20 protein-coding genes and 2 tRNA genes are annotated in these 18,826 nt (G+C 45.1%); 20 read left to right on the top strand and 2 right to left on the bottom strand.

The genetic code is table 11. The features are described from left to right. The first annotated feature begins 4 nt into the window (after nucleotides 1–4). The 16 genes from cydB (at nucleotide 5) to recC (ending at nucleotide 12,616) form a co-directional block, all read left to right on the top strand. Nucleotides 5–1,141, top strand: coding sequence for a cytochrome d ubiquinol oxidase subunit II (cydB, locus tag DK430_RS02850; protein ID WP_109077611.1), 1,137 nt, complete (start codon nucleotides 5–7; stop codon nucleotides 1,139–1,141). A gap of 11 nt (nucleotides 1,142–1,152) precedes the next feature. Continuing rightward, nucleotides 1,153–1,251: a cytochrome bd oxidase small subunit, CydX/CbdX family gene (locus DK430_RS02855; RefSeq protein ID WP_109077612.1), complete on the top strand. Its 99-nt coding sequence runs from the start codon at nucleotides 1,153–1,155 to the stop codon at nucleotides 1,249–1,251. A gap of 4 nt (nucleotides 1,252–1,255) precedes the next feature. Beyond that, nucleotides 1,256–1,543 (top strand): cyd operon protein YbgE, encoded by a 288-nt coding sequence (gene ybgE / locus DK430_RS02860; RefSeq protein WP_109077613.1) that lies wholly within the window; start codon nucleotides 1,256–1,258, stop codon nucleotides 1,541–1,543. 115 nt (nucleotides 1,544–1,658) lie between these two features. Beyond that, nucleotides 1,659–2,063, top strand: coding sequence for a tol-pal system-associated acyl-CoA thioesterase (gene ybgC / locus DK430_RS02865; protein WP_109077614.1), 405 nt, complete (start codon nucleotides 1,659–1,661; stop codon nucleotides 2,061–2,063). A 29-nt stretch (nucleotides 2,064–2,092) separates the two neighbouring features. Continuing rightward, nucleotides 2,093–2,782 carry a protein TolQ gene (gene tolQ / locus DK430_RS02870; protein WP_109077615.1) on the top strand — a complete coding sequence of 230 codons (690 nt, stop codon included), beginning with the start codon at nucleotides 2,093–2,095 and terminating at the stop codon, nucleotides 2,780–2,782. 87 nt (nucleotides 2,783–2,869) lie between these two features. Next, a complete protein-coding gene (gene tolR, locus DK430_RS02875; RefSeq protein ID WP_109077616.1) occupies nucleotides 2,870–3,292 on the top strand; it encodes a colicin uptake protein TolR in 423 nt (140 codons plus the stop codon). Between the two features lie 16 nt (nucleotides 3,293–3,308). After that, on the top strand, nucleotides 3,309–4,559 hold the full coding sequence (tolA, locus tag DK430_RS02880) for a cell envelope integrity protein TolA (protein WP_109077617.1): 1,251 nt from the start codon (nucleotides 3,309–3,311) through the stop codon (nucleotides 4,557–4,559). Nucleotides 4,560–4,593: 34 nt separating this feature from the next. Then, nucleotides 4,594–5,874, top strand: a complete 1,281-nt coding sequence (tolB, locus tag DK430_RS02885) for a Tol-Pal system beta propeller repeat protein TolB (RefSeq protein ID WP_109077618.1) — start codon at nucleotides 4,594–4,596, stop codon at nucleotides 5,872–5,874. Between the two features lie 14 nt (nucleotides 5,875–5,888). Further along, nucleotides 5,889–6,356, top strand: coding sequence for a peptidoglycan-associated lipoprotein Pal (gene pal / locus DK430_RS02890; protein ID WP_109077619.1), 468 nt, complete (start codon nucleotides 5,889–5,891; stop codon nucleotides 6,354–6,356). A 222-nt stretch (nucleotides 6,357–6,578) separates the two neighbouring features. Then, nucleotides 6,579–6,654 (top strand) — tRNA-Lys (locus tag DK430_RS02895). A 25-nt stretch (nucleotides 6,655–6,679) separates the two neighbouring features. Next, nucleotides 6,680–6,756: transfer RNA gene (locus tag DK430_RS02900), tRNA-Lys, on the top strand. A 205-nt stretch (nucleotides 6,757–6,961) separates the two neighbouring features. Continuing rightward, nucleotides 6,962–7,483 (top strand): type II secretion system protein, encoded by a 522-nt coding sequence (locus tag DK430_RS02905; protein ID WP_109077620.1) that lies wholly within the window; start codon nucleotides 6,962–6,964, stop codon nucleotides 7,481–7,483. Continuing rightward, nucleotides 7,473–8,213 carry a PulJ/GspJ family protein gene (locus DK430_RS02910; protein ID WP_109077621.1) on the top strand — a complete coding sequence of 247 codons (741 nt, stop codon included), beginning with the start codon at nucleotides 7,473–7,475 and terminating at the stop codon, nucleotides 8,211–8,213. Before DK430_RS02905 ends, DK430_RS02910 begins: the two co-directional genes overlap by 11 nt. Next, the gene (locus tag DK430_RS02915) at nucleotides 8,210–8,908 is read left to right on the top strand and encodes a DUF2572 family protein (protein ID WP_109077622.1); all 699 of its coding nucleotides are present in this window, start codon (nucleotides 8,210–8,212) and stop codon (nucleotides 8,906–8,908) included. Before DK430_RS02910 ends, DK430_RS02915 begins: the two co-directional genes overlap by 4 nt. After that, entirely contained in the window at nucleotides 8,883–9,185 is a 303-nt protein-coding gene (locus DK430_RS02920; RefSeq protein ID WP_109077623.1) for a DUF5374 domain-containing protein, read from the top strand. The genes DK430_RS02915 and DK430_RS02920 overlap by 26 nt, the downstream gene beginning before the upstream one ends. A gap of 38 nt (nucleotides 9,186–9,223) precedes the next feature. Then, on the top strand, nucleotides 9,224–12,616 hold the full coding sequence (gene recC / locus DK430_RS02925; protein ID WP_109077624.1) for an exodeoxyribonuclease V subunit gamma: 3,393 nt from the start codon (nucleotides 9,224–9,226) through the stop codon (nucleotides 12,614–12,616). A 2-nt stretch (nucleotides 12,617–12,618) separates the two neighbouring features. Here the strand turns inward: recC and rimI are convergent, their stop codons facing one another. Both rimI and DK430_RS02935 read right to left on the bottom strand, forming a co-directional pair. Continuing rightward, the gene (gene rimI, locus DK430_RS02930) at nucleotides 12,619–13,062 is read right to left on the bottom strand and encodes a ribosomal protein S18-alanine N-acetyltransferase (RefSeq protein WP_109077625.1); all 444 of its coding nucleotides are present in this window, start codon (nucleotides 13,060–13,062) and stop codon (nucleotides 12,619–12,621) included. A 9-nt stretch (nucleotides 13,063–13,071) separates the two neighbouring features. After that, entirely contained in the window at nucleotides 13,072–13,506 is a 435-nt protein-coding gene (locus tag DK430_RS02935; protein WP_109077626.1) for a DNA polymerase III subunit psi, read from the bottom strand. Nucleotides 13,507–13,573: 67 nt separating this feature from the next. On the opposite strand from DK430_RS02935, the gene rsmC reads away from it, so the two are divergent. The 4 genes from rsmC (at nucleotide 13,574) to purH (ending at nucleotide 18,727) form a co-directional block, all read left to right on the top strand. Continuing rightward, complete coding sequence (gene rsmC, locus DK430_RS02940) at nucleotides 13,574–14,578, top strand: 16S rRNA (guanine(1207)-N(2))-methyltransferase RsmC (RefSeq protein ID WP_109077730.1); 1,005 nt, start codon at nucleotides 13,574–13,576, stop codon at nucleotides 14,576–14,578. Nucleotides 14,579–14,664: 86 nt separating this feature from the next. Further along, nucleotides 14,665–16,086 carry a sucrose-specific PTS transporter subunit IIBC gene (locus DK430_RS02945; protein WP_109077627.1) on the top strand — a complete coding sequence of 474 codons (1,422 nt, stop codon included), beginning with the start codon at nucleotides 14,665–14,667 and terminating at the stop codon, nucleotides 16,084–16,086. 124 nt (nucleotides 16,087–16,210) lie between these two features. Continuing rightward, a complete protein-coding gene (locus tag DK430_RS02950; protein ID WP_109077628.1) occupies nucleotides 16,211–16,960 on the top strand; it encodes a hypothetical protein in 750 nt (249 codons plus the stop codon). A gap of 165 nt (nucleotides 16,961–17,125) precedes the next feature. After that, entirely contained in the window at nucleotides 17,126–18,727 is a 1,602-nt protein-coding gene (purH, locus tag DK430_RS02955) for a bifunctional phosphoribosylaminoimidazolecarboxamide formyltransferase/IMP cyclohydrolase (protein ID WP_109077629.1), read from the top strand. The last annotated feature ends 99 nt before the right edge of the window (nucleotides 18,728–18,826 follow it).

Raw genomic sequence — 18,826 nt, forward strand, 5'->3', positions numbered from 1 at the left:
AACGATGCTTGATTATGAATTTCTACGTTTCGTATGGTGGATCTTAGTTTGCGTATTGCTTATTGGATTTGCCGTTACCGATGGTTTTGATATGGGCGTTTTAAATCTGTTACCGTTTGCCGGTAAGAAAGAAGTTGAAAAACGCATTATGATCAATACGATCGCGCCGCACTGGGACGGCAACCAAGTTTGGTTGTTAACAGCCGGCGGTGCTATGTTTGCTGCTTGGCCGTTGGTCTATGCAACCTCATTCTCCGGTTTCTTCATTGCGATGATTCTGGTTTTAGCGGCATTATTCTTCCGTCCGGTGGGTTTTGAATACCGCGCTAAAATTGATAACCCGACTTGGCGTAAAGCTTGGGACTGGGGGTTGTTTATCGGTGGCTTTGTTCCTTCTTTGGTATTCGGTGTGGCATTCGGTAATTTATTACAAGGTGTTCCATTTGAATTCAATGAGTTACAACAAGTACAATATACCGGTACATTCTTTGAACTATTAAATCCGTTTGCCTTACTTTGCGGTGTGATCAGCTTGGCGATGTTAACCACACATGGCGCAAACTGGCTACAAATGAAAACCACATCAGAATTGCGTGAGCGTGCTCGTATGATTTCTCAAGTCGGCGCAATTGTGACCTTAATTGCCTTTGTCTTGGCCGGCGTATGGCTTTCTTTCAAAGACGGTTTCGTTGTCACCAGTGTGATTGATCATAATGCGCCTTCTAACCCGATCGGAAAAGAAGTAGCGGTACAAGCAGGTGCATGGTTTAACAACTATAAAGAGATGCCGATTTTGTGGTTATTCCCTGCATTAGCTGTAGGCGGCGCGTTGCTGAATGTGCTTTTCTCGAAAGCAAATCGTTGTGGCTTTGCGTTCTTGTTCTCATCACTAAGCATGGCAGGCGTGATTTTAACCGCTGCAATTGCCATGTTCCCATTTGTGATGCCGTCCATTTCTCATCCGGAAATGAGTCTGTTAATGTGGGATGCGACCTCAAGTAAGTTAACCTTAACATTAATGTTCTTCCTTGCATTGATTTTCGTAGTGATTTTACTTTCCTACACTATTTGGGCTTATTACAAAATGTTTGGTCGCATTGACAGTAGCTTCATTGAAGATAACAAAAACTCATTATATTAAGGAGAAATATTATGTTTTATGTCATCTGGGTATTGGGTGTTTTGTTAGCCATTATGCTAAGTGTTGTTGTTACCATTAGCATTGAAAAAACAGGTAAATTTGACGAGTAATTGAATGATTAACTCATTGTACCAATCAGTAAATAAGGGTTCGTTTCGAACCCTTTCATTTATTTTAGCTCTAATACTCACAGGATTTTTCTTTTTTAATGTCAACCAATTTGCTACACAGTTAAGAGCGGTCGAATTTTATTACGTTTTCGCTTTGATTTGGGGAACGGTAATTTTATGGATTCACGGCATTGGATTTGAAATTCGCCTAAGTCTGTGGCGTGCGTTTTTCATGCCTTGGATAGGCTATATCGCAGGAATCGGCGCATTGTTGCACAACTTGGCAAATTAAAAGCAAATCATTAATATTTTTACATAACGTGATTTGACGCTTGCTAATCATTTTTAGGCACTCTAAAATAACCAACTTCCTGTATTCTAAATTCCCGTAGGGTAAGGAAGAAATCTTGGAGCAGAAAGTTTTTCACTATTCCGCGCGCGTTTATTACGAAGATACCGATGCCGGTGGGGTAGTTTATCACGCACGCTATTTGCATTTTTTGGAGCGTGCGAGAACGGAATGTTTAAGAGAATTTCATTTTTCCCAACAAACATTATTGAATGAGAATAAAGCCGCTTTTGTTGTCAAATCAATGAATATTGATTATTGTGCGGCAGCAAAATTGGATGATCTATTACAAGTGGAAACGCTTGTCACCGAACTAAAAGGTGCCTCAATTATTTTTTCTCAAACCATTAAACGGGATGAGTTAGTTTTATGTCGGGCTACCGTCAAGGTAGCCTATGTTGATCTTGGTAAGATGAAACCTGTGGCTATTCCACAGGAAATCAAGGCAACGTTAATCAAGTAGCAATTAATTAGTTGTTTTCGGAGTATGTAATGACTGCAGAATTAAATTTTTTAGATTTATTTCTAAAAGCGAGTATCGTAGTTCAACTCGTTATCTTAATTTTAATCATTTTTTCAATTACCTCTTGGGCGATTATTATTCAACGTAGCCGCGTGCTTACAAAAGCACTGAAAGAGTCCATGGCATTTGAAGATCGTTTCTGGTCCGGTGAAGATTTAAACAAACTTTACGAGGGCTTATCTAACCGCCGTGATGGTTTAACCGGTAGCGAACAAATTTTCTATGTCGGGTTTAAAGAGTTTTCCCGCTTAAAACAAGCCAACCCGGATGCGCCTGAAGCGATCATTCAAGGAAGCACCCGTGCCATGAACTTATCAATGAATCGTGAAATTGAAGATATTGAAACCCGTGTGCCGTTTTTGGCAACGGTAGCTTCCATCAGTCCGTATATCGGCTTGTTTGGTACGGTTTGGGGGATTATGCACGCCTTTATGTCATTAAGCGGAGCAAAACAGGCTACTTTGCAAATGGTTGCACCGGGGATCGCAGAAGCCTTGATCGCTACGGCAATCGGTTTGTTTGCTGCAATTCCAGCCGTGATGGCATATAACCGTTTGAGTTTGCGTGTGAATAAACTTGAACAAAATTACGGCAACTTTATTGATGAATTTACCACCATTTTGCACCGTCAAGTGTTTGGTAAAAACCATCACAGTTAAATTTATCGGAAATTCTTACCGCACTTTACGTGAAAAGTGCGGTCATTATTTTAAGCATTTTTTAGATTACAGATTTAGAAGGTTGATATGTCTTATCGTCGCCAGCGCCGTGATATAAAATCCGAAATCAATATTGTGCCGTTTCTGGATGTGCTTTTGGTATTGGTTTTAATTTTTATGGCTACAGCGCCAATTATTAGTCAAAGCGTAGAAGTTGAGTTGCCGGATGCAGTTCAAAGTCAAAATGTTTCTACGGAAGACAAAACGCCGGTGATTTTAGAAGTGTCGGGAATCGGTCAATATGCCATTTCAATCGGTGGCACCCGTACGGAAAATCTTACCGAAGATATGGTTACCCAATTATCAAAACAAGAATTTGATAAAGATAACAATACAATGTTCTTAGTCGGCGGCGCCAAAGAAGTGCCTTATGAAGAAGTCATCAAGGCGTTGAATTTACTTCATCTTGCCGGTATCAAATCCGTTGGTTTGATGACAAATCCAATCTAATCAAATAGGTAACATTGTGCAGAATAAGCGACAAAAAGGTGATGTTGATGCAGTTGTGATTTCGGTCATAATGCACTTAGCTTTGTTCGGATTGTTAATCTTAAGCTCGCTCTACCATAATATAGACATTATGGGCGGTGGTGAAGGCGATAACGGAGAGGTTATCGGCGCTGTGATGGTTGATACGGGGTCGGCAGCACAAGAATGGGGTCGAATCCAACAACAGAAAAAAGGTCAGGCTGAGCGTCAAAAGAAACAAGCTCTTGAAGATCAAAAGCGCGAAGAACAGAAACGTGAAGAACAAAAACAGCAGGAAGCGCTAAAAGAACAACAACGTCAACAAGAAATCGCCCGTCAAAAAGAGTTGGAACAGCAGAAAGAGCAGGAAAAACAAAAGCTCTTGGCTGAACAGAAAAAACAACAGGAAGAAAAAGCCCGTTTAGAAGCGCTGGAAAAGCAAAAACAAGCTGAAGAAGCGAAAGCCAAGCAAGCTGCTGAAGCGGCAAAACTAAAAGCCGAAGCAGAGGCAAAACGTTTAGCGGCTGCCGCTAAACAAGCGGAAGAAGAGGCAAAAGCGAAAGCGCAAGCTGTTGAAAAAGCAAAGCAAGAAGCAAAAGCCAAAGCTGAAGCGGAAGCTAAGGCTAAAGCAGAAGCTAATGCAAAAGCGAAGGCGGAGGCCGATGCTAAAGCCAAAGCTGAGGCTGATGCCAAAGCAAAAGCAGATGCGAAGGCAAAAGCGGATGCAGAAGCCAAAGCCAAGGCAGATGCTAAAGCGAAAGCCGATGCGAAGGCAAAAGCCGATGCCAAGGCGAAAGCAGATGCTGAGGCTAAAGCAAAAGCTGATGCGCAACGTAGAGCCGACCAAAATGCTTTAGATGATTTCTTTAACGGCGGCGATGTCGGTGGCGGTAGTGCTGTACAAGGTGGCAATGCGAACAAACAAGGCAGCCAAGGTTCCGGTGCTTCAATGGGGGCGGGTGATGGCGGTAAAACAGGTTCTGCTTATGCCGGCGTGATTTATTCTTCCATTAAGCCGTATTTCCGTGGTGACACACGTTTTATCGGTAAAGTCTGTGATATTAAAATGGAAATCGCCAGCGACGGTACAATCTTGTCGTACGAGAAAAAATCCGGTCCGAATGACTTGTGTGCGGCTGCATTAAATGCCATTTCACAAGCAAAAAAAATGCGTAGAGCACCGACACCGGAAGAATATGAGATGTTTAAAAGCTTTACTTTAGGTTTCGACCCAAGAAAAGTGCGGTAGATTTTTACCGCACTTTTAAACAATAGGAGAAAAAATGAAAGTAGTTATTCGAATTTTCAGCTTATTTATCATGCTGCTCGGGCTTACTTCGGTGGCTCAGGCAGAAGTCCGTATCGTGATTGATGAAGTTATGGATTCCGCCCGTCCTATCGCCGTCGTGCCGTTTAAGTGGAATGGTCCGGGCAGTGCGCCTACGGATATCGCGAAAATTATTTCTGACGACTTGCGTAATAGTGGGAAATTTAATCCGATGGACGTCAGTAAAATGCCACAGCAACCGACTTCTGCTTCCGAGGTGAATCCGGAGGTTTGGTCTGCTCAAGGTATTGAAGCGGTTATTGTAGGGCAAGTTACGCCTTCAAATGGCGGCTTTGATATCGCTTACCAATTAGTTGACACCATGGGGAGTGCCGGCTCAATTTTGTCACAAAACCAATACACGGTGACTCAAAAATGGTTGCGTTATGGCGCCCATACCGTCAGTGATGAAGCCTTTGAAAAACTCACCGGTATTCGGGGGGCATTCAGAACCCGTATTGCTTATGTAGTACAAAAAAATGGCGGTTCTCAGCCTTATGAAGTGCGCGTAGCAGACTATGACGGTTTCAATCAATTTATTGTGAACAGAAGTTCTCAACCATTTATGTCGCCGGCATGGTCTCCGGACGGTAAAAAATTAGCCTATGTGTCTTTTGAAAACAAAAAAGCACAAATTATTTTACAGGATCTCGGTTCAATGGCGCGTAAAGTGGTTGCTTCTTTCCCGGGACATAATGGTGCACCGGCATTCTCTCCTGATGGCTCAAGACTGGCATTTGCCTCTTCAAAAGACGGCGTGTTGAATATTTATGTGAGTAATTTAGGAAGCGGGCAGGTCTCTCAGCTGACCAGTGGTGCGGGAAATAATACCGAGCCGTCTTGGTCTCCTGACGGTCAATCCATTGTGTTCACTTCCGATAGAGGCGGATCCCCGCAAGTTTATCGCATGAGTGCATCCGGTGGTGGTGCTTCTTTAGTTGGTGGACGCGGCAGTGGTCAAATCAGTTCAGATGGTAGTACGTTAGTCATGATCGATGGAAGCAATAATATTGTGAAAAGAGATTTGACATCAGGCAGTTCAGAAGTGTTAAGTTCCACTTTCTTGGATGAAAGCCCGAGCATTTCACCAAACGGTATCATGATTATTTATAGTTCTACCCAAGGCTTAGGAAAGGTGCTACAATTAGTGTCCACTGACGGTCGCTTTAAAGCACGTTTACCTGGGAATGATGGACAAGTTAAATTTCCAGCTTGGTCACCATACTTAACTAAATAAACAAGGAGAAATCAATGAATAAATTTACTAAAGCATTGTTAGTTGCTGGTTCTGTGGCTGTGTTAGCGGCTTGTGGATCATCCAACAAAAACGAAAGCGGTAATGGTAGCAATAATGGTCAAACATTTGGTGGCTATTCCGTTCAAGATTTGCAACAACGCTACAACACCGTGTATTTCGGTTTTGATAAATATGATATCGAAGGTGAATACACTCAAATCTTAGATGCTCACGCAGCATACTTAAACGCAACACCGGCAACAAGCGTGCGTGTTGAAGGTAATACCGACGAGCGCGGTACACCGGAATACAATATGGCATTAGGTGAACGTCGTGCGCATGCAGTTCAAAGTTTCTTAACTTCTAAAGGCGTACAAGCAGGTCAAGTATCTACTGTTTCTTACGGTGAAGAAAAACCGGCAGTATTAGGTCATGATGAATCTGCTTATGCTAAAAACCGTCGTGCAGTGTTAGCATACTAATTTTGCTATAACGTAGAGAAAAACCGGGGTTAAGCCCGGTTTTTCGTTTTATGCGAAAGTACTTGCCTTATTCAAAAAAATATCTGTAAAACTAACCGCACTTTATCTATTTGAAATAGATTATGTTTGATGAGTATTCAAACAAATAGATAAAAAAACGAAATTTTTTATTGATTATTAAAATAAAATCAGTATTATAAGCCCTCGTTGTCAAACGTTGTCGGGTCGTTAGCTCAGTCGGTAGAGCAGCGGACTTTTAATCCGTTGGTCGAAGGTTCGAATCCTTCACGACCCACCAATTTAAAGCTGTATTTCCCAAACATGGGTCGTTAGCTTAGTCTGGTAGAGCAGTGGACTCTTAATCCATTGGTCATAGGTTCGAATCCTATACGACCCACCAAAATCTTTATGTTTCAAACTATAATCTTTAAGCTGTTACCTTTTTGCAACGTTTTTTTGTCGTAAATGCGATGTCATTTCTCTTTTCATACCCTAAAAATTTCAATCAAATGATTTAACTTTGCGATCCGAATCGCAAAATTTGCCTGAGTTTATTCTGTGCAAGCTTTTATTCCTTTAAAGTGCGGTCAAAAAAAGGAACGTTTATGCAAAAGGGATTTACTTTGCTGGAAATGTTAATTGCACTCTTTATTATCAGTTTGTTACTGACGCTTGCCTTGCCGACATGGCAACAGCATTCACAGCAAAATATTCTGCAAAAAGAGCAACAAAAACTTTATGTTTTCTTGCGCCAAATTCAGGCGAGGGTAGAAAATTCGGCAGATATTTGGTTGTTAATCGCGAATCGGGATTTAAGCGGAAAGCGTTGGTGTTTGACCGCGCAGCTAAAACATGATCACCTGTGTGATTGCTTGAGTCCGCAGTCCTGCCCGCAAAAGACTTCTGCGCATTTTTATTATCCCGCTTTTGCTGAAACCATGCTGATCAGCAAACGTTATTATCCGCTGGAATTTACCCGTTTAAGCGGCATTCGTAACACCGCCTCCACTGCTTGTTTTGTGCTACAAGCCAATCAGCAACGCACGTTGTTTTCATTTTTTAATGTGGGAAGCCTGAAATTAAAGGACAACCAATCTTTAAGTGCTTGCGTGAACGATGAAGAATAGAATTTTTTATAGCTTGAAGTGTTATCGCGGACAAAGTCTCGTTGCGCTCATGGTTTCAATAGCGCTTTCCAGTTTTTTAATGCTCGTGATTATGCAGTTTTATAGCCAACATCAACAGCAAAATCGGGAAATGTTGCTTCGTTTGCAGCTACAAACGGAGTTGCAGCGTGTCATTCAATTAATGGGCAAAGATTTGGCGAGAAGCGGTTTTCGTGCGGTTAACGATAAATTAAAACAAAATAATCTCACGTTATTTGAACAGGAAAATGCCCCTTCAACGATGCTTATTGCCCAAATGAATAGCGAGAAAAATAACAGTTGCGTGCTGTTTTTTTATGATTTAGATGCTAACGGCTGTATCGGCGGCAACTATAAAGGCGATGCTTGCGTAGTGAATGGACGCAATGCGACAAAAGAAATAGAACGCGAGTTGTTTGGCTATCGACTGAATCAAAAAATGCTGGAAACCCGTTTGACCTACAAAAATTCGGTAAAACAAAATTGCACACAGGAAGAGTGTCGCGGCTATACTCGGCAATCCGCCTGCAATCACGGCGGGTGGGCGGATTTGTTAGATGATAAAGAATATGAAATTTCACAATTGAGTTTTGATTGGTTATCAGACCAAAAAGGCATTGAAATTCGTTTGGTCGGGAATGTTAAACATCATAAAAAAATTGAATATGAAACTTCGCTTATCGTGCCGTTATTGAACGGAGCTAAAGAATGAAACGACTTCATCACGGCATCATGACGATAAGTTTGTTATTGCTATTGAGCGCATTTTTGTTGCTGACGATGTTGTTTAACGATGACTTACTGCGGCTTTATTCCTCCATTGCCGCCCAGCGAAATCTGTACGTGGCACAGCAGGTGAAATTGCAGGAATTAAGCCAAACAACCCAACGGCAACGCTGCGAGCAGCTGCCGCTTGAGGAAAACGGTGATACTTTCTTATTGAAATTTGACTTGAATGAGGAATTAGTCTTCCCCGATGGTATTCGGCATTATGCTTGGTGTCAGCGCGATAAGTTATTTCAAAAATCGCCGGTCAGGAATCGTCATGAAGGTGCCTTTGAGCAATTTATTACGGAAAGCGATTTAGCGATTTTTCGCGATCAACTTGCTGCTTCGCCGAAGCATATTACAAGAAATTCGTCGCCTGCATTGTATTGGTTTGAGGCTAACAACACAGAGTGGGCGCTTGATCACAATGTGAATGCAGTGATCGTGGCGGAGGGCGATTTATCTATTCGTGGGAAGGGCAAAATCAGCGGGAGCATTATCACGAAAGGACGATTAACGCTGGATGAGGACATCAAAGTCACTTATTCCAAAAGCACCGTTGCGCAGATCGTGCAACAATACAGTCGATGGCGTTTAGCGGAGAACAGTTGGTATGATTTTGCCGTTTCGGAAAATTAACCATAAAGGCATGAGTCTGTTGTCCTTATTGGTGGCTTTGACCTTATTCAGCGGACTTTTTCTCACCTTTAACCAATGGGGCAACGTGCAACGAAAAAGTGCGGTAGAAATTTACCAGCGTTTTCAAGCCATTCAAATCGCCGAAAATCAACACCAACGCCGATTTCTCGGTTTGCCTTGCGAAACGCAGGTGCGGCAAAATCAAATTCATTTCCGGGTGATTTGTATGCAAAATCAGGTGTCGGTGAAATATCCTCGCGGTGAAATTAGTTTATAATAGCGCAACTTATATAAGGGCGAATTTTCGGAGGCGGCGTGTTTACCATTTATCATTCCAATCAACTTGAAGTGCAAAAGGACATTTTAGTTGAATTAATTCAACGCCAACCGCTAGCCCATCCGTTACAGCCGGAAATCGTGCTGGTGCAAAGCCCCGGTATGGCACAGTGGTTACAATTACAAATCGCCGAACAAAAAAATATTGCGGCGAATTTTGCTTTCCCCATGCCCGCGAGTTTTATTTGGCAACTTTATGCGGAAAATTTGCCTGATGTGGCGCAAAGTAACCAATTTAACAAGAACGCCATGATGTGGCGTTTGGTGCGCCTTATTCCGCAATATTTAGAACGGGAGACTTTCCGTCCGTTACGTCATTATTTGACTCATTCCTCCCAGTCGGAGCAATTCAAACTTTATCAACTCGCCGGGAAAATCGCCGATTTATTCGACCAATATTTGGTCTATCGCCCCGACTGGATCGCCGCCTGGGAAGCGCATCGGGATACTGAAATTCGCCGACAAATCGAAACCCAATTAAGCCTTAATAACGAACGATTGTTGGCGCAGATTGAGCAGAATATCACCTGGCAAGGCGAGTTATGGCGTGCCTTGGTGCAGGCGGTAAAAACGGAGACAGGGTTGGATTTGGTACAACATCGTGCCCATTTGTACCAATTGTTACTGGAAAAACTCCGTGAAAATCGACCGCTCTTTTTGCCCGAACGCTTGTTTATTTTCGGCATTCCCGCCTTGCCAAAAGCCTATTTGGAAATTTTTCAGGCAATCAGCCAATATTGCGACGTGCATTTGTTCTTTAATAATCCTTGTGAAGAATATTGGGGCGATATTGTGGATCCCGCATTTGTGGAGAAACTGGCGTTGCGCGTCCGCACCGATTATTTCAAGCAGCTCGACAAGCCCTTGTTATCTGCGGAGCAGGCAGTAAAGGCGAAGCAACAGTGGGATGTCACTTATGCGCAGGAAAAATTACAGACGGGTCATCCGCTGTTGGCATCTTGGGGCAAGCTGGGGCGTGATTTTTCTTATTTATTGACGCAGTTGGAGCCGAATGAAATTTCCGCTTATGCGGAGATTGAACCGCGTAATTTGCTAAGCCAAATCCAGCATCAAATTTTGCACTTAACGCCGAGCGGCGCCGTGCCGCTAAACTATCGGGAAAATGACCGCACTTTAACTTTCCACGCCTGCCACAGCATGATGCGTGAGGTGGAAGTGTTGCAGGATTATCTGCTACATTTGTTACAACAGGAACCCGATTTAACTCCGAAAGACATCATTGTCATGGTGGCGGACATTGATAAATACACGCCTTATATTCGCGCCGTGTTCGGGCAAAATGCGACGCCACAAACTGCGATACCGTTTTCCATTTCTGATAATAAGTTATCGGAAAATGACGTGATTATCGCCGCTTTTCTGACATTATTGCAGCTTAAAGAAAGCATTTTCAGCGCGGAAGATGTGCTGGCGTTGTTAGACGTGCCGGCGATTCGGGAGCGGTTTAATATCGAATTGCAGGACTTGGCGCAAATTCGCGATTGGGTGAAACAGGCGGGCGTGCGCTTCGGCTTAGCGAAAAATGACGAGGCGGAAAGCAACTATAATGCCTGGCAGGCGGGCTTGGAGCGTATGTTGTTAGGCTATGCCCTGCGGGAAGAAAACGGCATTTGGCAGGACAGCCTCGGATTGGATAACAGCTTCGGCTTAAAAGGGCAGTTGGCGGGGCAGCTGGCGGAATTTCTTGCAGCGTTATTTAATTGGTTCCAAACCCTGCAAAACCGCTATTCCGCAGTTCAATGGCAACAACATTTGCTAGCTCTGACGGAGACGTTCTTCGCCGCCACGACGGAAACCGAGGAAACCCTGTTTTATATTAAAGAGGTGATTCAGCAGTTTGGCGAGCAGTTGCAGGAGGTGCATTTTACCGAAGATTTGGGCGTTGATGTGGTGGCGGATGTGATGAGCAACGCCTTGCAAGAAAACCCGAATCACTATCGCTTTTTAGCCGGCAAAGTGAACTTCTGCACCTTGTTGCCGATGCGTTCCATTCCCTTCAAAGTGGTGTGTTTGCTCGGCATGAATGACGGCGAATACCCGCGCCAGCTGCCGCCGAGCAGCTTCGATTTAATGCAATACCATCGTATCAAAGGCGATCGTGCGCGCCGTGACGACGATCGTTATTTGTTCCTTGAAGCCTTGCTGTCTGCGCAGGAGTATTTGTATATCAGCTATATCGGGCGTTCCATTGCCGATAATCAGGAACGCGAGCCGTCGGTGTTGGTGAGCCAGTTGTTGGATTACATCGTGGAAAATCTGCCTGCGGAAGGCACGAATTGGCGTGAAAAATTGGTGCAACAACATGGCATGACGGCGTTCAGTCGAAAAAACTTTGAAAAAAACGACCGCACTTTTACGCCGTCTTTTGCGCAACAATGGTTACCTTTGGCAAATTCGCAAGCCAACCAAACCTTGTCGGATTTCATTCAGCCAGCGATGTCGCAGGATCTTTCTGAACAGGAAACGGAAATTGAATTCGCCCGTTTGGTGGCGTTTGTGAAAAATCCCGTGCGGTTTTTCTTTGAAAAACGCCTTGGCGTGAATTTTTTTGAACAGGAAGAAAGCATTGCCGACAGTGAAAATTTCGCTTTGGATAATGCGCTGGAAAAATACGGTATTCATGCGGATTTGGTAGCGGCGGACGAACAGCAAACGGAGGCGTTTTTTGCCCGTTTAAAAGTCAAGGGCGTGTTGCCGAGAGGGGCATTTGCCACCCTTTATGCCAATCAGCTGGTGGCGGAGGTTGCCGAATTTAAACAGAATATCGTCGATTATGCGGAACAAACGCCGCAAAGCCGTTTTGTGCAACTGGTCGTTCCGACGGAATTCGGCGACGTGACGTTATCGGGCAACCTGTCCCGTTTGTACGGCGATCCTCTAGCGCGTGTCTCCTGGCGCATGGCAACGGTGAAAGACAAAGATCGTATTGAAGCCTGGCTGTATCATTTATTGCTCTGTGCGACGCAGCCGCAACCGACGGAATCTATTTTCCAAGGTAAGGATAAGCGTGTGATTTTTGATGTGCTGTTCCCGCCGGACGCCATGGCGCAATTACAAAGGTATGTGCAATGTTATTTGGTAGGGCGTTCGCACTTGCAGCTGATTCCAACCGCAAACCTTGAGGCGTACCTGAAGTTGCTTGGTGATGAAAGTGCGGTGGATTTTGACCAATGTTTTGCCTTGTTAAATAAAATCGCTTTTGGGGATGAGCGTTCTCGCGGGGATTTATATTGGCAGCGCGTGTTGATGCAAACGCAGGAATTGGATGTGAATGAGATAAATCAGCAGGTGAAAAACTGGTTTGCGCCAATGTGGCAAGCCATCAAAAAAGAGACAAAAAAAGAAAAATAGCCTTACAAATAGGCCGCCATCACCACGGCATTTTCCCATTTGCCGTCGGCAGTGGGGTAATAGTTTTTACGCACATCCACCTGATTAAAGCCCAGCGAATCGTAAAGCGCTTGGGCTTTTTTATTGGATTCACGCACTTCCAGCCACAACGTCAGAATGCCTTGTTGTTTTAGCTGCGCCATGAGTTCGGTCAATAATTGACGCCCCAGCCCCAAGCCCTGTTTTTTCGGATCCACGGCGATATTAAACAGGGTTGCTTCGTCCAACACCGTTTGGCAAATGGCAAAGCCGTAAATCTCATCGTATTCGCCGATTTTCAAATTGAGGTAGCGTTCGCCCTGATTGTTTTTTAACGTGCCGAACGACCACGGAACAGCATGCGCCACCTGTTCAATCGCATAAAGACGATCGAAATCTTGTGTTTCAACGGGGGAAATGGTTATCACGGCGGAACCTTATTTTATTGACGCGGATTGTTGGATTTGTTGCCAGAGCTGACGCTTTGCCTGCGGATCCCGTTTTAATTCGTCGAGATCAACGGATTGCCATACATTTAACGGCTGCCGGAGCGAAAAAGTGCGGTCATTTTTTTCAGTGTTTTTATCTAGTAGCCAATAGCTGACAGCGTGTTCGACCTGCAAATAAGAAAGCTGCTCAAAGGTGATATTCAGCACGTCGCTGCCATCAAGCGCCAGACTGCGCAACAGATCCTGCATAATCGGCTGTTGCAGCAGATTTTGGCGGCTGACAATAACCAAGCGGATGTGTTCGGGTACGACGATATTAATGGCGCCTTTCAAGGCTTCCGGACGCACCAACTGCCATTGGCTGATACCCATTTGTTGCAGTAATATGTCTCGGCGGGAGTAAGGTTGGCGCGTTTCTTGCATATCTAAAATCAATTCAATCCAGTATAATGGGCGCCCATTTTAACCAATAAGACAGAGGATGAATAGCGTGATTTGTGCAGAAAGTGAAGTGCTGGCGCGGCATTTGGATCTTTTAACGGGGAAATCGCTGTTGCTCACGGGCGCGGTGAACGATGATTTTCTCGCTGATTTGCGTCGCCAAGGTTTTAACGCTCGTGCTTGGAGTTGGTATTTCGATTATGCCAACCGACAAAATCAAACGCAGCAAAGTGCGGTGGATTTTTCCCTTGAATTTCAGGGCAACGCCGATCTGATTCTGTTTTATTGGACGAAGAACAAGCAAGAATGTTATTTCCAACTTATGCAACTGTTATCGCGATGTGTCGCGGGACAAGAGGTGTTGTTGGTGGGTGAAAATCGTAGCGGTGTGCGTTCTGCGGAAAATATGTTGGCGGAGTACGGGGACATTCACAAAATCGACTCTGCCCGCCGTTGCAGCCTGTATCATTTTCAGTTAAAAAATCCACCGCACTTTGAGCCAGCCAAATTCTGGAAATCCTATCAATCGCCACAACTCGCCGATTTAACCGTGTATGCCTTGCCGGGCGTATTCAGCGCTGTCGAACTGGACGGTGGCACGGCATTGTTGCTGTCCACTTTGCAAAGGGTATCGGGGGATGTGTTGGATGTCGGTTGTGGCGCAGGCGTGATCGGCAGTTATATTCAAAAACACAATCCGCAAACTAACCTGGTAATGACGGACATTCACGCTATGGCGCTGGCATCCGCACGGCGCACGTTACTGGAAAACGGTTTATCGGGCACGGTACTTGCCAGTGATGTGTTCTCTCACATTGACGGTAAATTTGACCTGATTATTTCCAACCCGCCGTTCCACGACGGCATTGATACCGCCTACACCGCCGTCAGCGAGTTGATTAAACAGGCAAAATGGCATTTAAAAGCAGGCGGAGAGCTGCGCCTTGTGGCAAATGCGTTTCTGCCTTACGCCGATTGGCTGGATCAACATTTCGGCAGCCATGACGTGTTGGCGAAAAATAACAAGTTTAAGGTGTATTCGGTGCGCGGATGAGTGGCGTTCGCACTAAATTTTGCTAGCACGACTAAAACCTTTTAGTTAGAATCCATTCCCATTATTGACTACGTTCGGAGAAGACTATGAACTTTCCTAAAATCGCCCAACAGGTTATTGAAAAACTTGGTGGCAAAGAAAATATCGTAACCGCCGCCCACTGCGCCACCCGTTTGCGTATTGTGCTGAATGATGAAAGCAAAGTAGACAAGGAAGGCGTTGACAACATTGAGGGTGTGAAAGGGCAGTTCGCCGTAGCGGGACAATACCAAATTATTTTTGGTTCCGGCACGGTAAATAAAGTCCACGCCGAATTAACCAAATTGCTTGGCATCGGCGATGTGAGTAAAGCGGAAGTGGCGGAAGCGGCAGGCGGTAACCAAAGTTTACTGCAAAGGTTGGTGAAAGGCTTGGCGGATATTTTCGTGCCGATCATTCCGGCTATCGTTGCCGGCGGTTTGCTGATGGGGATTTACAGCATGCTTACCGCCAAAGGGTTCTTTGTGGATGAACTCAGTGTCATCGACATGCATCCGGAACTGAAAGATTTGGTGGATTTCATTAACACCATCGCCAATGCGCCGTTCGTCTTCTTACCGGTATTACTCGGCTTCTCCGCCACCCGTAAATTCGGCGGCAACCCGTTCCTTGGTGCGGCGTTGGGGATGTTGCTGGTTCACCCGGCGCTTGCCGACGGCTGGAACTACGCCTTAACTTTAGCGGAAGGCAAAATTCAATATTGGAACGTGTTCGGTTTGGAAATCGAACGTGTGGGCTACCAAGGCACGGTGATTCCGACCTTGATTTCCGCATGGGTGCTGGCAACTTTGGAAAAAACGTTCCGCAAATTCGTGCCGTCTTATTTGGATAATCTGGTTACGCCGTTATTTTCCTTATTTATCGCAGGCTTCTTAGCCTTTACCGTAATTGGTCCTATCGGACGTGAGGCGGGTTCTTTAATCGCCGCAGGCTTAACTTGGTTATACGACACCTTAGGCTTTATCGGCGGGGCGATTTTCGGTACGTTCTACGCGCCGATCGTCATCACCGGTATGCATCAAACCTTTATCGCCGTGGAAACCCAGTTATTAGCGGAAATGGCACGCACCGGCGGCACTTTCATTTTCCCGATTGCAGCAATGTCTAACATTGCGCAAGGCGCAGCTTGTTTGGGTGTGGCGTTCGCCTTAAAAGATCCGAAAGTACGCGGTTTAGCCATTCCGTCCGGTATTTCTGCGCTACTCGGCATCACCGAACCTGCAATGTTCGGGGTAAACTTGCGCTACCGCCAAGCCTTTATTGCCGCCATGATTGGCTCCGGTCTTGCCAGTGCGTTCATCGCGTTCTTTAACGTAAAAGCCATCGCCCTTGGCGCTGCCGGCTTCTTGGGGATCCCATCCATCAAACCGGACAGCCTGGCAATGTACAGTATCGGTATGGCGATTTCCTTTATTGTCGCTTTCAGCCTTTCCACCATTTTAATTAAACGCGCGCAAGCAAAAGCGTAATTTAAACTTCGTTAGCAAAGCACGAATCCGCTCAAGCCGGTTCGTGCTTTTTTGTTTTTCTAATTTTAAAAACTATGCTACATTGTGCGACCTTATCTAACTTATTAAAAACTAAGGATTAAATATGCCGTTGCTGCTGGGGTTAAGTTTTCTTATTGCTATTTATTTCGCCATTCATGCCGTGAGAACGGGGCAAGATCGTTATTGGTTATTCATCATGTTCAGCTTTCCGTTTCTGGGAAGTGCGGTCTATTTTTTTGCTATTTTTCTACCGTCCTTCCGTAGTGGTTATTCAGGGCAAATTCTGGAAAGCAAACTGCGCCGAGCGCTGGATCCGGGACGGGAATTGCGCGAAGCGGAGCAAAATTTTGAACAATCGGAAACGGTGGCGAACCGTTTAGCGCTAGCCAAAGCCTTGGTGGATAATAATCGGGTTGCAGAGGCATTACCGCATTATCAAACCGTGTTACAAATGGATTTATACAAAACCATGCCCGATATTTTATTGGCTTATGCTTACGCTTTGTATCTTGCCGACGATGCCGCTTCAGCGAAACAGCAATTGGATTATTTACGGGTGGAAAATCCCGATTATCAGTCTAACGAAGGGCATTTGTTGTACGCCAAAATTTTAACCAAGCTGGATGATCGCGTCGGTGCCATGCGCGAATTTAATGCGTTGGTGGCGTATTATCCGACTTTGGAGGCACATATCAGCTATGTTGAAATTCTGTTGCAATGGAATGAAAAGGAAAAAGCGAAACAATTATTGGATGTGGCGGAGCTGCATATTAAGCGCCAACCGCCGCATGTGAAACGTTTAAATGCGGAATGGATCAAACGCGCAAAACAGTTACGCAACGCATTGCAATAGTAAAAGTGCGGTGTGATTTTTGGGTGTTTTTAAGGGGGCTTCGACGCCCTTAATTTTTTGTGTGAGATCCAACCATTGTTCGTAAAATCAGCCTACATAAACGCAAACGTTTGCGCTATAATACGCCACCTCAAATTTTACTTCATAAATCAAAGGAAATTATTCATGCAATCAAATCGTCCTATCCGCCAAGCGTTGCTTAGTGTGTCCGATAAATCCGGTATTGTGGAATTTGCCCAAGGCTTAGTGAAACGCGGTGTGAAACTGCTTTCTACCGGTGGCACCGCAAAACTTTTAGAACAAAACGGCTTGCCGGTGACGGAAGTATCCGATTACACAGGCTTCCCTGAAATGATGGACGGTCGCGTGAAAACCTTACACCCGAAAGTGCACGGCGGTATTTTAGGTCGTCGCGGTACGGACGACGCTATCATGCAACAATACGGCATTGAAGGCATTGATATGGTGGTGGTGAATTTATATCCGTTCGCAGCCACGGTGGCAAAACCGGATTGCACCCTTGAAGATGCGGTAGAAAATATCGACATCGGTGGCCCGACCATGGTGCGTTCTGCAGCGAAAAACCATAAAGATGTGGCGATCGTGGTCAATAACAACGATTTCAATGCAATTCTTGCGGAAATGGATCAACATCAAAACAGCCTTTCTTTAGAAACCCGTTTTGATCTTGCCATTAAAGCCTTTGAACATACCGCGCAATACGATTCCATGATCGCGAACTACTTTGGTCAGTTGGTGAAACCTTATCACGTGGCGGCAGAAGAAGATGTGAGTGCCAAGTGCGGTCAATTCCCGCGTACTTTAAACTTGAATTTCGTGCGTAAACAAACCATGCGTTACGGCGAAAATTCCCATCAAAATGCGGCGTTCTATGTGGATTTAAACGTGAAAGAAGCAAGCGTGGCAACGGCAACCCAACTTCAAGGTAAAGCCCTTTCTTATAACAACATTGCTGACACTGATGCCGCCCTTGAGTGCGTAAAAGAATTCGATGAGCCGGCGTGCGTGATCGTCAAACACGCGAACCCATGCGGCGTGGCGTTAGGCAAAGATATTTTGGAAGCCTACAACCGCGCTTATCAAACGGATCCAACTTCTGCATTCGGTGGCATCATTGCGTTTAACCGTGAATTAGACGAAGCCACCGCAAACGAAATCGTAGAACGTCAATTCGTGGAAGTGATTATTGCGCCGAAAGTCTCTGCAGCTGCGGTAGAAGTGGTAAAACGTAAGAAAAACGTGCGCTTACTTGAATGTGGCGAATGGACATCTCGCACTCAACGTTTAGATTTCAAACGCGTAAACGGCGGTTTATTAGTGCAAGACGCAGATTTAGGCATGGTGGGCTTGGACGACTTAAAAGTGGTCAGCAAACGTCAACCGACTGAACAAGAACTGAAAGATTTATTATTCTGCTGGAAAGTGGCGAAATTCGTGAAATCCAACGCCATTGTTTACGCGAAAAACAACCAAACCATCGGCATCGGTGCCGGTCAAATGAGCCGCGTTTATTCCGCTAAAATCGCCGGCATTAAAGCACAAGATGAAGGCTTGGAAGTGGCAGGTTGCGTCATGGCATCCGATGCCTTCTTCCCATTCCGCGACGGCATTGATGCGGCGGCGAAAGTGGGCATTCAGTGCGTCATCCACCCAGGCGGTTCTATGCGCGATCAAGAAGTGATTGATGCGGCGGATGAACATGGGATGGTGATGGTGTTGACGGGGATGAGACATTTTAGACACTAAATTTTGTAGGGTCGGGTCCTGTGCCCGACCTATTTATCGCTGATATTCGGTCGGGCACAGGACCCGACCCTACGTAGAAACAAGATTAAATATAGGACG

The organism is Aggregatibacter kilianii (assembly GCF_003129965.1).
GTDB lineage: Bacteria > Pseudomonadota > Gammaproteobacteria > Enterobacterales > Pasteurellaceae > Aggregatibacter > Aggregatibacter kilianii_A.

Bases quoted from the DNA above. Each gene is read 5' to 3' on its own strand.
- DK430_RS02920 (WP_109077623.1), top strand. From the start codon at position 8,883: ATGATTTTGCCGTTTCGGAAAATTAACCATAAAGGCATGAGTCTGTTG.
- DK430_RS02915 (WP_109077622.1), top strand. From the start codon at position 8,210: ATGAAACGACTTCATCACGGCATCATGACGATAAGTTTGTTATTGCTA.
- DK430_RS02950 (WP_109077628.1), top strand. From the start codon at position 16,211: ATGCCGTTGCTGCTGGGGTTAAGTTTTCTTATTGCTATTTATTTCGCC.
- DK430_RS02905 (WP_109077620.1), top strand. From the start codon at position 6,962: ATGCAAAAGGGATTTACTTTGCTGGAAATGTTAATTGCACTCTTTATT.
- tolQ (WP_109077615.1), top strand. From the start codon at position 2,093: ATGACTGCAGAATTAAATTTTTTAGATTTATTTCTAAAAGCGAGTATC.
- DK430_RS02935 (WP_109077626.1), bottom strand. From the start codon at position 13,506: ATGCAAGAAACGCGCCAACCTTACTCCCGCCGAGACATATTACTGCAA.
- DK430_RS02910 (WP_109077621.1), top strand. From the start codon at position 7,473: ATGAAGAATAGAATTTTTTATAGCTTGAAGTGTTATCGCGGACAAAGT.
- pal (WP_109077619.1), top strand. From the start codon at position 5,889: ATGAATAAATTTACTAAAGCATTGTTAGTTGCTGGTTCTGTGGCTGTG.
- cydB (WP_109077611.1), top strand. From the start codon at position 5: ATGCTTGATTATGAATTTCTACGTTTCGTATGGTGGATCTTAGTTTGC.
- DK430_RS02855 (WP_109077612.1), top strand. From the start codon at position 1,153: ATGTTTTATGTCATCTGGGTATTGGGTGTTTTGTTAGCCATTATGCTA.
- tolR (WP_109077616.1), top strand. From the start codon at position 2,870: ATGTCTTATCGTCGCCAGCGCCGTGATATAAAATCCGAAATCAATATT.
- ybgE (WP_109077613.1), top strand. From the start codon at position 1,256: ATGATTAACTCATTGTACCAATCAGTAAATAAGGGTTCGTTTCGAACC.
- purH (WP_109077629.1), top strand. From the start codon at position 17,126: ATGCAATCAAATCGTCCTATCCGCCAAGCGTTGCTTAGTGTGTCCGAT.
- tolB (WP_109077618.1), top strand. From the start codon at position 4,594: ATGAAAGTAGTTATTCGAATTTTCAGCTTATTTATCATGCTGCTCGGG.
- DK430_RS02945 (WP_109077627.1), top strand. From the start codon at position 14,665: ATGAACTTTCCTAAAATCGCCCAACAGGTTATTGAAAAACTTGGTGGC.